This window comes from Pedobacter sp. R20-19, from assembly GCF_000708265.2.
GTDB lineage: Bacteria > Bacteroidota > Bacteroidia > Sphingobacteriales > Sphingobacteriaceae > Pedobacter.
This window is the reverse complement of record NZ_JCKI01000002.1, coordinates 162,276-175,468: the sequence shown is the minus strand read 5'-3', so window position 1 is coordinate 175,468 and position 13,193 is coordinate 162,276. Positions and strand designations below refer to the sequence as shown.

Sequence of the window (13,193 nt, the reverse complement as noted above, 5' to 3'; positions counted from 1 at the left end):
CAATAATACTTATCAATTGAAATCATACTATCCTACTTAAGTTTAAACCTGCGCACCGTTTTCTTTACCAAATAAATAGAATTCCATCCCCCAAAAACCCTTATCTTTGCGCAACTCATAAAAAATACACTATGCTTAAAGGATTTTTTAACGTACCCACTCCGGTAAACGAACCTATATTAAACTACGGCCCAGGCAGTAAAGAACGTGCACTTCTAAAAGAAGCACTAGCTGAAGCCCGCTCACACCAACAAGATATTCCAATGTACATCGGCGGGAAGCCTGTCCATACTGATAAAAAAGGAAAAGTAGTTGCCCCACATGATCATCAACATATCTTAGCCCAATACAGCATTGGCGATAAAACACACATTTCACAGGCCATTGATGCGGCTTTAGCAGCGAAAGAAGATTGGGAAAACCTTTCATGGGAACACAGAGCAGCTATCTTTTTAAAAGCCGCAGATTTAATTGCAGGTAAATACCGTTACAAATTGAACGCTGCAACCATGCTTGGTCAAAGCAAAAATGCATACCAGGCAGAAATTGATGCCGCCTGCGAACTCATCGATTTCTTACGTTTCAACGTAAGTTACATGGCCGACATTTATAAACAACAACCTCCTGTATCTCCCCGTGGAAGCTGGAACCGTGTAGAGCAACGCCCGTTAGAAGGCTTTGTATTTGCATTAACACCTTTCAACTTTACCGCAATTGCAGCAAACTTACCAGCATCAGCCGCCATGATGGGAAATGTAGTGGTTTGGAAACCTGCAGATACACAGGTTTATGCCGCTAACCTTTTAATGGAAATTTTCCGTGAAGCAGGCTTACCTAATGGTGTAGTTAATTTAGTATATGCTGATGGACCTGAAACTGGTGATGTTATTTTTAACCACCCTGATTTTGCCGGTATTCACTTCACAGGTTCTACAAAAGTGTTTCAGGAAATCTGGAAAACCATTGGTACCAACATTCATAAATACAGATCCTATCCACGTATTGTAGGCGAAACCGGCGGTAAAGATTTTATCCTGGTTCACCCTTCTGCACAAGCTGATATTGCCAGTACTGCAATTGTTCGTGGTGCTTTCGAATATCAAGGACAAAAGTGTTCTGCAGCATCAAGAGTGTATATTGCAGAAAGCATCTGGCCTGAAATTAAAGAATTAATGCTTCGTGATTTAGCCACCTTTAAAATGGGCGGTACAGAAGATTTCACCAACTTCATCAATGCCGTAATTGATGAACGTTCTTTCGATAAATTAGCGAAGTACATTGACCAGGCGAAACAAGACGAAGGCGTAGAAATCATCGCTGGCGGAAATTACGATAAGAGTAAAGGCTATTTTGTTGAGCCTACGGTTTTAGTGGTTAACGACCCGAAATATACCACCATGTGCGAAGAATTATTTGGCCCGGTATTAACCGTTTATGTTTATGCAGATCAGGATTTCGATTCTATTTTAGAAGTTATCGATACCACTTCGCCATATGCCTTAACGGGTGCCTTAATTGCACAAGACCGTTATGCAATTGATAAAGCATCACATGCCTTACGTAATTCTGCAGGCAACTTTTACATCAATGATAAATGTACAGGAGCAGTAGTGGGTCAGCAGCCTTTTGGTGGTGCCAGAGGTTCAGGTACCAATGATAAAGCGGGTTCAATGATCAACTTATTACGTTGGGTTTCGCCACGTACCATTAAGGAAGTTTTTGAATCTCCGACAGATTATCGTTATCCTTTTTTAGCAGAAGATTAATCTATAACTTAACATATTTTTTAAATCCCCGGGCAATCGGGGATTTTTCTTTTAAAAGCAATCGGCAATTCCATGCCCGTCTTAACGTAAACTTTGGTACCTTAAAAAATAAAAACCCTCGACTAATACCGAGGGTTTTTATGGCTATTTGCAAGTTAGATAAGTATTTAAAGTCCTTAACACCCGGTCTGCGACCACCCCTCTAAAAGATGGGAATGGCCTTTTTTTTCGCCCTATCCCTTTCAGGTGAAAGGTGCCGATAGGCGGATAGGGGTTAACTAATGGCGATCGTAATTCCCTCCGATGCATCGGAGGGCGGCCCAAAGGGAGGGGTGGTTAAAAGCGAGAATAAACCGTTTAAATGTTATTTTGAAGCATATTACCAATCAAATCTCAACTTAAATATATCATCAAAATACCTTAGCCTATCTTAAATGCAGGCGTTACATCATCCAGGCAATTGCTAGTTACTTCCATATCTTTAATAATTCCTGTTTTCAAACTATAAACCCATGCATGAACCGATAATTCCTGACCATTTGCCCAGGCAGCCTGTACAATGGAGGTGTTCATAATATTTGATGCACCTTCAATTGCATTCAATTCCACCAGTCTATCAAACCTTTTTATAGGATCTTGAATGGCAGACATTTCCAATTCGTATGTGCGGTATACATCACGGATATTCCTCAACCAGTTATCAATAATGCCTACCTGCTTATTGCCCAGTGCAGCTTTCACACCACCGCATCCATAGTGGCCACAAACAATTACATGTTTAACTTTTAACACATTTACTGAATAATCCAGAACGGAAAGCATATTCATATCAGTATGTACCACCACAGTGGCAATATTCCTATGAACGAAGATATCGCCTGGTTTAGTGTTCGTAATTTGGTTGGCAGGTACACGGCTATCAGAACAACCAATCCACAAAACAGGTGGATTCTGACCGTCAGAAAGTTTATCAAAAAAGGCCGGATCTTTATCAATCGTATCCTTTACCCAATCTTTATTTCCCTGTAGTAATGCTTCGTATGATATATCTTTTGTTTCTATTGGTTTTGCACACATGTTGCTTATTGATTAAGGTCTTCTACAAATTTGTTAGTTAATTTTGGCACAGTATAATGTTTCTGTATGTGCGCTAGTGTTACAATAATGCCTTTCGTATAAGCATTATGTTTATAATTGAAAATGGTTTCCAACACATCAGGATCAATGTATCGGGCATTTGAACCATCTATAATGACGTTTGTCTCGCGTGGAATATTGGTCAGAACGACTTGTATCGCAGCCTTGTTTAAAAAGGATACCTCTTCCGCCAGCTTAATTCTGATATTTTTCCGGTCACCATCATTCGTAATCCGGTAAAAGAAAGGGTTACGCATATTAGTACGCAACAAATAGAATATCGAAACCATCATCCCTACAGCTACCCCTTTTAGTAAATCGGTAAACAGCACGGCCAGCACGGTAACCACAAAGGGCACAAACTGATCCCAGCCCTTATGGTACATGTGTTTGAACAAAGCTATCCGCGTTAATTTATAACCCGTTACCAATAAAATAGCAGCCAGGCAAGAAAGTGGAATCATATTAATCACCTGAGGGATAAATAATAAAGACAAAAGCAACCAGATGCCATGGAAGATAGCAGACATTTTGGTCCGTCCACCTGCATTCACATTGGCAGAACTCCTTACAATGACCGATGTCATGGGTAAACCACCAACCATCCCACTCGTAATGTTACCTATCCCCTGTGCAATCAGCTCACGATTAGTGGGCGATACCCGTTTAATCGGATCTATTTTATCCACCGCTTCAATACTCAAAAGCGTTTCCAAACTGGCCACTACCGCAATGGTGAGGGCTACAATATAAACGTTTTTATTAGCCAGCTGCGAAAAATCGGGCAAGGTAAATAAACCTAAAAACCCACTGAAGCCACTAATTACCGGAATTTTAACCATTTGATCGGCTCTTAATGGATGATCTGTTCCAGAGAATAAAAATGTACCCAAAATGCCCAATGCCACCACCAATAAGGGAGCAGGCACTACAGTTAATTTAGGAAACTTAGGCCAAATAATTAAAATGGCTATAGATAACAAGCTGATCACCACTGCAGCCAAACTAAAATGACCAATTGCCGCAGAAATTGCAGAAAAAGTATTTTCATGATCTTGTTGAAAGAATCCTTCATCGCCACTAAAATCAGTATCAACACCCAAAGCATGGGGCAATTGCTTCAAGATCAAAATCAAACCAATAGCGGCCAGCATCCCCTCTATCACACTGGATGGAAAGTAATTCCCAATGGTACCGGCCTTTACCAAACCCAGAATCAATTGAAAAACCCCTGCCAGTACTACGGCCAGTAAAAAGGTTGGATAAGCGCCTAATGAAGTTATGGCACCCAAAACAATCACCGTTAAACCAGCAGCAGGTCCGCTTACACTTAACTGCGAACCACTACAGGAAGCCACAACAATACCGCCAATAATGCCGGTGATTAAACCGGCAAATAATGGCGCACCAGAAGCCAGGGCAATTCCCAAACATAATGGCAAGGCCACTAAAAATACGACGATACTGGAAGGAAGATCTTTCTTGAGATTCTTTTTCAGGAAATACTTTTTGATATCCGAACCTGAAAAGGCCGGGTTAAACTTTTGCATAACGATAGAATTATCTGGTAAATTTTAACGAATAAATCGCGGGGATCTTAAAATGAAATCTTTTATAAATCAAGCATGCAGCAAAATAACCATGCGCCATATGCCTGCTTCAGTTAAAAAGCACAACAAAAAATTAACCCCAAGAAAAAAACTAGATAAAGTTGGGTGGCGGTGTAGGCACCGTAGGGTGATATGGATCTACATATCTTTTAAAATGCTCAATAAAACTACTCTTCAATACAAAGTGGCTGGAAGAGAATTCATAAGCAAAAATCGGATGATTGAGTTCGAGAAGTTTGAAATCGGTAAATTTTGTGATGTCTTTGCCAGTATCCTTGCCGCTATCATGTTCCAGTTCAATCTGCATGATTACCGCATTCATGATTTCCTTATCCATACTCTTATAAAAAACCGGCGCACCAGAAATGCCCATCTTCGCAATGAAGATAAACATAAAGGCCGTAACGATAATATATTTGTATTTCCTGAAAAACATCCGAGATTTCTAATCCGATTCTAATGTAATAGTACAAATGTAAAGGGATTATTCGCTTTTCAATGAGATTGCTGTAAAAAAATGCAATATAACGAACGAAGCACTTCAAATATATGATCGGCTATCCCACAGACTGATATCAATCTGATTTTTAACACTTATAACCCAGATCTAAATTAAGAAAGATACAAACTTGGAATCTCAATGGTAATTTTTAAATTTAAAACCTCATTACATCTGCAATGGATAAAAAAATAGCGTTACTTCAGGATAAGATTAAACAGGCCAGCCTTGGTGGCGGACAAGCACGTATTGATAGCCAGCACGCTAAGGGCAAGCTTACCGCCCGCGAGCGCATTCATTTTTTGATGGATGAAGGAAGTTTTGAAGAAATCGGAATGATGGTGACCCATCGAAGTACAGATTTTGGAATGGAGCGCGAAAAGTATCTGGGTGATGGGGTGGTAACCGGTTACGGCACAATAAACGGTCGCTTAACTTATGTCTTCTCACAAGATTTTACTGTTTTTGGGGGTTCCCTATCAGAAACACATGCTGAAAAAATCTGTAAGTTAATGGATATGGCCATGAAAAATGGTGCTCCTTTAATTGGCCTAAATGATAGCGGGGGTGCCCGAATTCAGGAAGGTGTGGTATCATTGGGTGGTTATGCCGATATCTTTTATAAAAATGTGCAGGCATCAGGCGTAATTCCTCAGCTATCTGCCATTATGGGCCCATGTGCGGGCGGTGCAGTATATTCTCCAGCCATTACCGATTTTGTTTTAATGGTAGAAAACACCTCCTACATGTTTGTTACTGGGCCAAATGTGGTTAAAACCGTAACACACGAAGAAGTAACTTCCGAAGAATTGGGTGGAGCCACTACACATGCCACCAAATCTGGTGTAACACATTTTGCATGCAGCAACGAAATAGAAGCCATTAATCATTTAAAAAAACTTTTAAGTTACATGCCACAAAATTGTGAGGAAATACCCTTGCAATGGCCTTATGAGGCAGGCGATGAAAGTAGATTATCATTAAATACTTTTATGCCAGAAAATGCGTCTCAACCTTATGATATCCGCGAAATCATCACCACAATAACCGATGCCGATAGTTTCCTGGAGATCCATAAAGATTTTGCAGAGAACATTGTGGTGGGCTTTGCCCGTTTGGCTGGCCGAAGCATTGGTGTAGTAGCGAATCAGCCTGCTTACTTAGCGGGTGTGCTAGACAGTAACTCCTCTACTAAAGCGGCAAGGTTTGTGCGTTTCTGCGATTGTTTTAATATTCCATTGCTCGTATTTGAAGATGTTCCGGGTTTCCTTCCAGGTACTGATCAGGAATGGAATGGCATTATTACCAACGGCGCCAAGTTGTTATATGCTTTCAGCGAAGCAACCGTTCCACGCATTACCGTAATTACCAGGAAAGCTTATGGAGGAGCCTACGATGTCATGAACAGCAAGCACATCGGTGCAGATTTAAATTACGCCTGGCCTAGTGCAGAGATTGCAGTAATGGGCGCAAAGGGTGCTGCAGAAATCATTTTTAAAAAAGAAATAACTGCTGCAGAAAATCCCGAAGAAAAATGGATAGAGAAAGAAAGATTATACGCTGATATTTTCGCTAACCCTTATCGCGCTGCCGAAAGAGGCTTTGTAGATGAAGTAATAGAACCTTCGCAAACCAGAATGAAGCTGATTAAAGCTTTTAAAATGTTGGAAAATAAAGTGGTTAATCATCCCCGTAAAAAACATGGAAACATACCTTTGTAAAAAATAGTCCATAGTCATAAGTCCATAGTCTGGGAGTATATCAATCTCGGCCTCCGAGACGCATGACTAAGGACTTTGGAATTTAAACTAGCATGCAGACTTCAACATTATCCCGAACCGACATTCTTTTAATGGCCTTTTGTACCGGCCTTATTGTGGCCAATATTTATTATTGCCAACCCCTGGTTATCCTCATTGCCGAAGATTTTAAGCTAAATGAAACCTATGCAGGCAGAATTACCTACATCACGCAGATTGGCTATGCATTGGGTTTATTTCTATTGGTTCCTTTGGGCGATATGTTCGAGCGTAAAAAACAGATTTTATTCATTACCGGCTTAGCCATTATAGCCTTATTAGTGGCAGCTGTTTCGCATACTTTTTTCTTACTTGAAATCGCATCTTTGTTAATTGGTATTTGCTCCATCGTTCCACAGCTTATTTTACCACTTGCAGCCAACTTAAGTACCGATGAAAACCGTGGAGCCAATATTGGCATCATCATGAGCGGTTTATTAGTTGGCATCCTTGCATCCAGAGCAGTAAGCGGAAGTATTGGCTTTTGGCTGGGCTGGCGTGCCGTTTATTACATGGCTTCAGGAATTTGCCTGTTATTAATCTTATTAATGGCGAAACGTTTTCCTCAAAGTTTCCCGGCATTTAAAGGTTCTTATAAACAGCTCATGCGTTCCATGTTTGGTTACATTAAAACGCAACCTGTATTACGGGAAACATCTATCATTAATTTTCTGGCTTTCGCTATTATCAGTGCCTTTTGGACAACCATGGTACTATTTTTAGCCAACCCACCCTTTCGCTTTCAAACCTTGCAAATTGGTTTATTTGGAATAGCCGGAGCAGCAGGTGCATTAGCCGCACCTTTGGTTGGCAAGTTAAGTGATGGAAATAATCCACGTAAAAACCTGATGATTGGCTTTGTATTGCAATTAGTAAGTATTGCATTATTCTATTTTACAGGCAGTCATTTATACCTTTTCGTCATTGGCATTGTATTGATTGATATCGGTCAGCAGGCCATTCATGTCACCAATCAAACTAGGATTTACACGCTCATCCCAGAAGCCAGAAACCGATTGAATACTATTTTTATGTCGGTTAGTTTTATTGGTGCCAGTTGTGGATCAGCCTTAGGATTATGGCTTTGGGGCCAGGGCGGATGGGCGATGTTTTGCTACGGCATGGTAGCCATCACCGCACTTAACATCTTAATTTATCAGTTTTACGGAAGAAAAAAAATTACATTATAAAATTATGATGCTCATTCAGATTGAACAGATTTTCCCATCACTCACGTGGAAAATAAGGCATGAAGTGATGTATCCTGAATTGCCTTTGGATAGTGTTAAACTGACAGATGATTTTGAGGGCATACACTTCGGTTTATACCTCGAACATAAACTTACTGGCGTGGTATCATTATTTAACGAAGGTGATGTATACCAGTTTAGAAAACTGGCCATTCTTTCCAACGCACAAAAATCTGGCTTAGGCACACAACTCATGGATCATATCTTGGATTTTTGTAAAATTCAGAAAGCCTCGAAACTTTGGTGCAATGCCCGCGTAAATGCTAAAGAATTTTATTATAAATTTGGCTTTCACGAAACCGAAAAAACCTTTTTTAAAGATGGTTACGATTTCGTTGTAATGGAAAAAGAATTTTACATGGTAGATTAACAAAATGGTTACTTAACCTATCAAAAGAACAATTCTAAAACCCAAAAAATTTGATCGATGATTTGATTTGATCCAAGCAAATCTTAAATCTGAAATCGTAAATCTAAAATACACATGGCTAAGAAAAAAGAAGATAGCAACCTGCCTAAAGCGCAGGAAAAGAAAAATCATGTTCCCGTAGTGACCAAAAAATCATTACAGTTTCTGGAAGAATATATTAACAACCCTGCCCCTACCGGTTACGAATGGGAAGGACAGAAACTTTGGTTAAACTATTTAAAACCTTATATCGACGAGCATTTTGTAGATAACTACGGAACTGCAGTGGGTGTAATCAATCCAAAGGCACCTTATAAAGTTGTGATTGAGGCACATGCCGATGAAATTTCATGGTATGTAAATTACATCACCAGTGACGGCTTAATTTATGTGATCCGCAATGGTGGTTCCGATCATCAGATTGCACCATCTAAAAGGGTAAATATTCATACCGAAAAAGGTTTAGTTAAAGCTGTTTTCGGCTGGCCGGCTATTCATACTCGTCACGGCGAAAAAGAACAGGCACCAGAATTAAAAAACATCTTTTTAGATTGTGGCTGCACCACAAAAGAAGAAGTGGAGCAATTGGGTATCCATGTAGGCTGCGTAATTACTTATGAGGATGAGTTTATGATTTTGAACGATCGCTATTATGTAGGTCGTGCTTTAGATAACCGTGTAGGTGGATTTATGATTGCCGAGGTGGCACGTTTATTAAAAGAAAACAAGAAAAAACTTCCTTTTGGATTGTACATCGTAAATTCTGTACAAGAAGAAATTGGCTTACGTGGTGCGGAAATGATTGCACAACGGATTAAACCAAATGTGGCCATTGTAACTGATGTAACGCATGATACCACTACGCCAATGATTAATAAAAATATTCAGGGTGATTTATCAGCCGGCAAGGGGCCTGTAGTATCATATGCGCCAGCAGTGCAAACCAATTTAAATAAACTATTAATTAAGACGGCAGAAAAAAATGAGATTCCATTTCAGCGCCAGGCCTCATCCCGTTCTACCGGAACTGATACCGACGCCTTTGCTTACTCTAATGGAGGTGTTCCATCTGCATTGATTTCATTGCCATTACGTTATATGCACACTACGGTAGAAATGGTACATAAAGAAGATGTTGACAATGTAATCAGCTTAATTTATGAAAGTTTACTAAACATTAAAGACGGTCAGGATTTTAGAGAATTTAAATAATGGAACAAAAAATCTCGCACGCGAAAATAGCAGTCAGAACCTTACTAAAGGTTTTATTAATGATTGTAATTATTTTCACACTGAATTCATGGCCTAGCATAAAACAAAGCCTAAGTGGTCAGGCGCCACCTTTCAACTATTGGCTTGATCACAGTTTTAAGCCTAGTAATTTTCTGCTCATCATTGGCTTTGGTGCTTATTTCTATTATAAAGATTTAACCGATCAGAAAGCATTGATTGAAAAACAGCAGAACGAGATTAAATAATTAGTGATAAAGGCTTGAAGTGAATACTTCAGGCCTTTTTTACAGGTTAAAAATATCGCACACTAAATTTTACAATCCGCATACAGCGAACAAAATCAATTATCAGTGATGATTGTTATCAAAGGCAAATGAAGAAAATTGTATTAATTCGCCACGGACAAAGTATTTATAACCAGGAAAACCGCTTCACGGGATGGACAGATGTAGACCTCTCTGAAAAGGGCTATCTGGAAGCTAAAAAAGCTGCTGCAATATTAAAGAAACATGATTACAATTTTGATATTGCCTTTACCTCTTTACTGAAGCGGGCCATCAAAACCTTGCACATCATATTAGAAGACCTTGATCATCTTTGGATTCCGGAATACAAAACATGGCATTTAAACGAGCGGTTTTACGGCGCACTACAAGGATTAAACAAAGCGGAAACAGCAGAGAAGTATGGAGCCGAACAAGTTTACAAATGGCGCAGAGATCCGGATGAAGAGCCTCCTCAACTCACAAAAAACGATGAACGTTATCCTGGAAATGATTTGCGTTACCATAACCTATCGCCAGAACAATTACCATTAAGCGAAAATCTAACCGATACAATCGCAAGAGTACTGCCTTTCTGGAACGAATCAATTGTGCCAGCCATCAGTAAAAACGAAAAAGTAATCATCTCCGCACACGGAAATAGTTTAAGGGCTTTGATCAAATATCTTGATCATTTATCAAACGAAGAAGTTACCGCTTTAGAAATACCAACAGGAAGTCCACTGGTTTATGAACTTGATGATGACTTAAATAAAATCAGGCACTATTATTTGGAATAAATGGTTTGCAAAGGAGGACCAGGTGCAAAGAGAAGCTCTTCCCTCCCGTCATCGTCGTTGGGAGAGGGCTTTTTCAGCCGACGAAGCAATCTTTCTTACAAATGAGATTGCTTCGTACCTCGCAAGGACGACCGTTCATGGTTATGCTTTGTTAAAAGAGTATTCCTAGCTCATCGTCCTTTTAAAAGAGAGAAGGCTTTTTCAGCCGACGAAGCAATCTTTCTTACAAATGAGATTGCTTCGTGCCTCGCAAGGACGACCGTTCATATATAGTCTTTAATAGCACCTTTTTCCCGTCATCATTGCGAGGAGGCTCTTTCAGCCGACGAAGCAATCTTTCTTACAAATGAGATTGCTTCGTGCCTCGCAAGGACGACCGTTCATGGTTATGCTTTGTTAAAAGAGTCTTCCTAGCTCATCGTCCTTTTAAAAGAGAGAAGGATTAGCAGATCTATGATCCCGTATTTGTTTAAAATTAAATTACTGAATAATCACTCATTTCATCACTCATTCATTCATTTTCTAATTTTGCATTCGCTAATTCAGCCATTTCATCATCCATTAATTCCTAATCAACCTCAATCCACACCGGAGCATGATCACTTGATTTTTCCCAACCCCTAACATTTTTATCAACACCAGCATTTAATAACCTTCCCTCCAGTTTCGGGCTTAACAAAAAATGATCAATCCTTAAACCCGCATCCCTGCCATAAGCATTTCTGAAATAATCCCAGAAAGTATAAATGGTTTCCGTAGGGTAAAGCTTTCTAAGTGCATCCGTCCAACCCTGATCAACCAGATTTTTAAAGGCAGCCCTAACTTCAGGCCTAAATAGGGCATCATTTATCCAACGTTCTGGCTTATAAACATCATTTTCTGTAGGGATCACATTATAATCACCCACTAAAACAACAGGCAAATTATATTCAAGCAATTTCGCTGCATGATCTGTAAGCCTCGCTAACCAAGCCATTTTATAATCCAGTTTTGGCCCAGGCGTAGGGTTGCCGTTTGGCAGATACAAGCAACCAATTACTACATCATTTATTAAGGCTTCAATATATCTGCTGTGAAGATCTTCATCATCACCAGGCAAGCCACGCCTAAGCTCCTTAATTTCATAACCGCGTGCCAGAATAGCTACTCCATTCCAGCTTTTTTGCCCCTGCCAAATGGCTTGATACCCGGCATCCAAAATCGCTTGTTCCGGAAATTTTTCCTGTGGTGCTTTTAACTCCTGAATGCAGACCACATCAGGCTGAGTTTCGGCTAACCACCTCAAAAGCACAGGTAAACGACCATTTATTCCATTAACATTATAAGTTGCAATTTTCATGATAAATTAAAGTGAATAAAGCATTTAGTAATAAAAATATTTCTTTTTTGTAAATGTAAATCAAAATTTGGCCTTATCTTGCAAATTATTTTACAAGTCAAGCTAATTAATGTCTGAAGTTATTCTAAACATCTCAAAAGAAGCATCGAAAGATATCCGGCAATTTTACGATAAATATGCAGGTATGCTTTTAGGCTTTATCCAAGGCACCATTCAGGATCCTAAAGAATCTGAAATGCATTTAATTAAAATCATCACATCTTTTATATTGGAAACGAATTTAAATGCGCAAAGTAACCTCAGCACATGGATGCTTTTAAGGCAACATGCACAGAGAACTTTGGCACAGCAAAATTTGAGCGACGGGCAATTAACAGATGCTGTTTTAAATAAAACTCCAAATCACCCTACAGAAAATTCAGATCTCTTAAGTTCCAGAGAAAAAGAAATATTTAGCGCTGTATATTATCAAGGCAGATCAATCTCTGGCTTAGCCGAATTACTTGGCGAAGAAGAAAACAACATACGCATTCAACTGAAATCATCAATAGATAAAATGAGGAGGTTACGTGAAAATTAAGGAATGGATTGACAGTGGCATTATGGAAACCTATATAATGGGTGTTGCCACCGAACAGGAAATTGAACAAGTTTTATTACTAAAGAAACAATACCCGGAATTTGAACAAGAACTTGGCAAACTGGAGTATGATATGGAAGTGCTGGCGCAGAATATGGCCATTCTACCCCCTCCAGGAATTTTATCTAAAATTGAGCATGAAGTAAATGAAATTCAGCTTCGTGAACAGAAAGTAGAGAAATTTACAGCAAGAGAACACAACTCAAATCAGAATGATAGCCGAAAAGACCGCTACATTGAAGTGGAATCAGAATCTAACCACATGCGTATTCATAAAGCATGGCGATGGGTTTTTGCTGCCGTTTTTGTATTGGGGAAAATCTTTTTAGGCTTTGCCATTTATTATTACCTGGAAAACAGACAGGCAAAAGAACAGGTTGAAGAACTTAAAATAGAGATCAAAAAAAATGCTCAGACTCGTTAATTTCTTATTTTTTTAAACTATAGC

13 protein-coding genes are annotated in these 13,193 nt (G+C 39.3%); 9 read left to right on the top strand and 4 right to left on the bottom strand.

What is annotated here, in order from left to right; genetic code table 11:
• Window positions 1-131: 131 nt before the first annotated feature.
• On the top strand, window positions 132-1,766 hold the full coding sequence (gene pruA, locus AN34_RS04590; protein ID WP_029282764.1) for an L-glutamate gamma-semialdehyde dehydrogenase: 1,635 nt from the start codon (window positions 132-134) through the stop codon (window positions 1,764-1,766).
• A 420-nt stretch (window positions 1,767-2,186) separates the two neighbouring features.
• Here the strand turns inward: pruA and AN34_RS04585 are convergent, their stop codons facing one another.
• From AN34_RS04585 to AN34_RS04575, 3 genes are all read right to left on the bottom strand, one after another.
• Window positions 2,187-2,843 carry a carbonic anhydrase gene (locus AN34_RS04585; RefSeq protein ID WP_029282763.1) on the bottom strand — a complete coding sequence of 219 codons (657 nt, stop codon included), beginning with the start codon at window positions 2,841-2,843 and terminating at the stop codon, window positions 2,187-2,189.
• Between the two features lie 5 nt (window positions 2,844-2,848).
• A complete protein-coding gene (locus tag AN34_RS04580) occupies window positions 2,849-4,453 on the bottom strand; it encodes a SulP family inorganic anion transporter (RefSeq protein WP_029282761.1) in 1,605 nt (534 codons plus the stop codon).
• A gap of 151 nt (window positions 4,454-4,604) precedes the next feature.
• Window positions 4,605-4,949, bottom strand: coding sequence for a hypothetical protein (locus tag AN34_RS04575; RefSeq protein WP_029282759.1), 345 nt, complete (start codon window positions 4,947-4,949; stop codon window positions 4,605-4,607).
• A 242-nt stretch (window positions 4,950-5,191) separates the two neighbouring features.
• Here AN34_RS04575 and AN34_RS04570 point away from each other — a divergent pair, with 242 nt between their 5' ends.
• The 6 genes from AN34_RS04570 (at window position 5,192) to gpmA (ending at window position 10,766) form a co-directional block, all read left to right on the top strand.
• A complete protein-coding gene (locus AN34_RS04570) occupies window positions 5,192-6,733 on the top strand; it encodes an acyl-CoA carboxylase subunit beta (protein ID WP_029282757.1) in 1,542 nt (513 codons plus the stop codon).
• Window positions 6,734-6,825: 92 nt separating this feature from the next.
• Window positions 6,826-8,001: an MFS transporter gene (locus AN34_RS04565; RefSeq protein WP_036676551.1), complete on the top strand. Its 1,176-nt coding sequence runs from the start codon at window positions 6,826-6,828 to the stop codon at window positions 7,999-8,001.
• Between the two features lie 4 nt (window positions 8,002-8,005).
• Window positions 8,006-8,431 (top strand): GNAT family N-acetyltransferase, encoded by a 426-nt coding sequence (locus AN34_RS04560; RefSeq protein WP_036676549.1) that lies wholly within the window; start codon window positions 8,006-8,008, stop codon window positions 8,429-8,431.
• 114 nt (window positions 8,432-8,545) lie between these two features.
• Window positions 8,546-9,682: a M42 family metallopeptidase gene (locus tag AN34_RS04555; RefSeq protein WP_029282751.1), complete on the top strand. Its 1,137-nt coding sequence runs from the start codon at window positions 8,546-8,548 to the stop codon at window positions 9,680-9,682.
• Window positions 9,682-9,948 carry a hypothetical protein gene (locus AN34_RS04550; RefSeq protein WP_029282749.1) on the top strand — a complete coding sequence of 89 codons (267 nt, stop codon included), beginning with the start codon at window positions 9,682-9,684 and terminating at the stop codon, window positions 9,946-9,948. Before AN34_RS04555 ends, AN34_RS04550 begins: the two co-directional genes overlap by 1 nt.
• A 128-nt stretch (window positions 9,949-10,076) precedes the next feature.
• Complete coding sequence (gpmA, locus tag AN34_RS04545) at window positions 10,077-10,766, top strand: 2,3-diphosphoglycerate-dependent phosphoglycerate mutase (RefSeq protein WP_029282747.1); 690 nt, start codon at window positions 10,077-10,079, stop codon at window positions 10,764-10,766.
• Between the two features lie 568 nt (window positions 10,767-11,334).
• Here the strand turns inward: gpmA and xth are convergent.
• Window positions 11,335-12,105, bottom strand: coding sequence for an exodeoxyribonuclease III (gene xth, locus AN34_RS04540; protein WP_029282745.1), 771 nt, complete (start codon window positions 12,103-12,105; stop codon window positions 11,335-11,337).
• 109 nt (window positions 12,106-12,214) lie between these two features.
• Between xth and AN34_RS04535 the strand changes: the two genes are divergently transcribed.
• Window positions 12,215-12,685, top strand: a complete 471-nt coding sequence (locus AN34_RS04535; protein ID WP_029282744.1) for a sigma-70 family RNA polymerase sigma factor — start codon at window positions 12,215-12,217, stop codon at window positions 12,683-12,685.
• Window positions 12,675-13,169 carry a hypothetical protein gene (locus tag AN34_RS04530; RefSeq protein WP_029282743.1) on the top strand — a complete coding sequence of 165 codons (495 nt, stop codon included), beginning with the start codon at window positions 12,675-12,677 and terminating at the stop codon, window positions 13,167-13,169. Before AN34_RS04535 ends, AN34_RS04530 begins: the two co-directional genes overlap by 11 nt.
• Window positions 13,170-13,193: the final 24 nt, after the last annotated feature.

Bases quoted from the DNA above. Each gene is read 5' to 3' on its own strand.
- pruA (WP_029282764.1), top strand. From the start codon at position 132: ATGCTTAAAGGATTTTTTAACGTACCCACTCCGGTAAACGAACCTATA.
- AN34_RS04585 (WP_029282763.1), bottom strand. From the start codon at position 2,843: ATGTGTGCAAAACCAATAGAAACAAAAGATATATCATACGAAGCATTA.
- AN34_RS04580 (WP_029282761.1), bottom strand. From the start codon at position 4,453: ATGCAAAAGTTTAACCCGGCCTTTTCAGGTTCGGATATCAAAAAGTAT.
- AN34_RS04575 (WP_029282759.1), bottom strand. From the start codon at position 4,949: ATGTTTTTCAGGAAATACAAATATATTATCGTTACGGCCTTTATGTTT.
- AN34_RS04570 (WP_029282757.1), top strand. From the start codon at position 5,192: ATGGATAAAAAAATAGCGTTACTTCAGGATAAGATTAAACAGGCCAGC.
- AN34_RS04565 (WP_036676551.1), top strand. From the start codon at position 6,826: ATGCAGACTTCAACATTATCCCGAACCGACATTCTTTTAATGGCCTTT.
- AN34_RS04560 (WP_036676549.1), top strand. From the start codon at position 8,006: ATGATGCTCATTCAGATTGAACAGATTTTCCCATCACTCACGTGGAAA.
- AN34_RS04555 (WP_029282751.1), top strand. From the start codon at position 8,546: ATGGCTAAGAAAAAAGAAGATAGCAACCTGCCTAAAGCGCAGGAAAAG.
- AN34_RS04550 (WP_029282749.1), top strand. From the start codon at position 9,682: ATGGAACAAAAAATCTCGCACGCGAAAATAGCAGTCAGAACCTTACTA.
- gpmA (WP_029282747.1), top strand. From the start codon at position 10,077: ATGAAGAAAATTGTATTAATTCGCCACGGACAAAGTATTTATAACCAG.
- xth (WP_029282745.1), bottom strand. From the start codon at position 12,105: ATGAAAATTGCAACTTATAATGTTAATGGAATAAATGGTCGTTTACCT.
- AN34_RS04535 (WP_029282744.1), top strand. From the start codon at position 12,215: ATGTCTGAAGTTATTCTAAACATCTCAAAAGAAGCATCGAAAGATATC.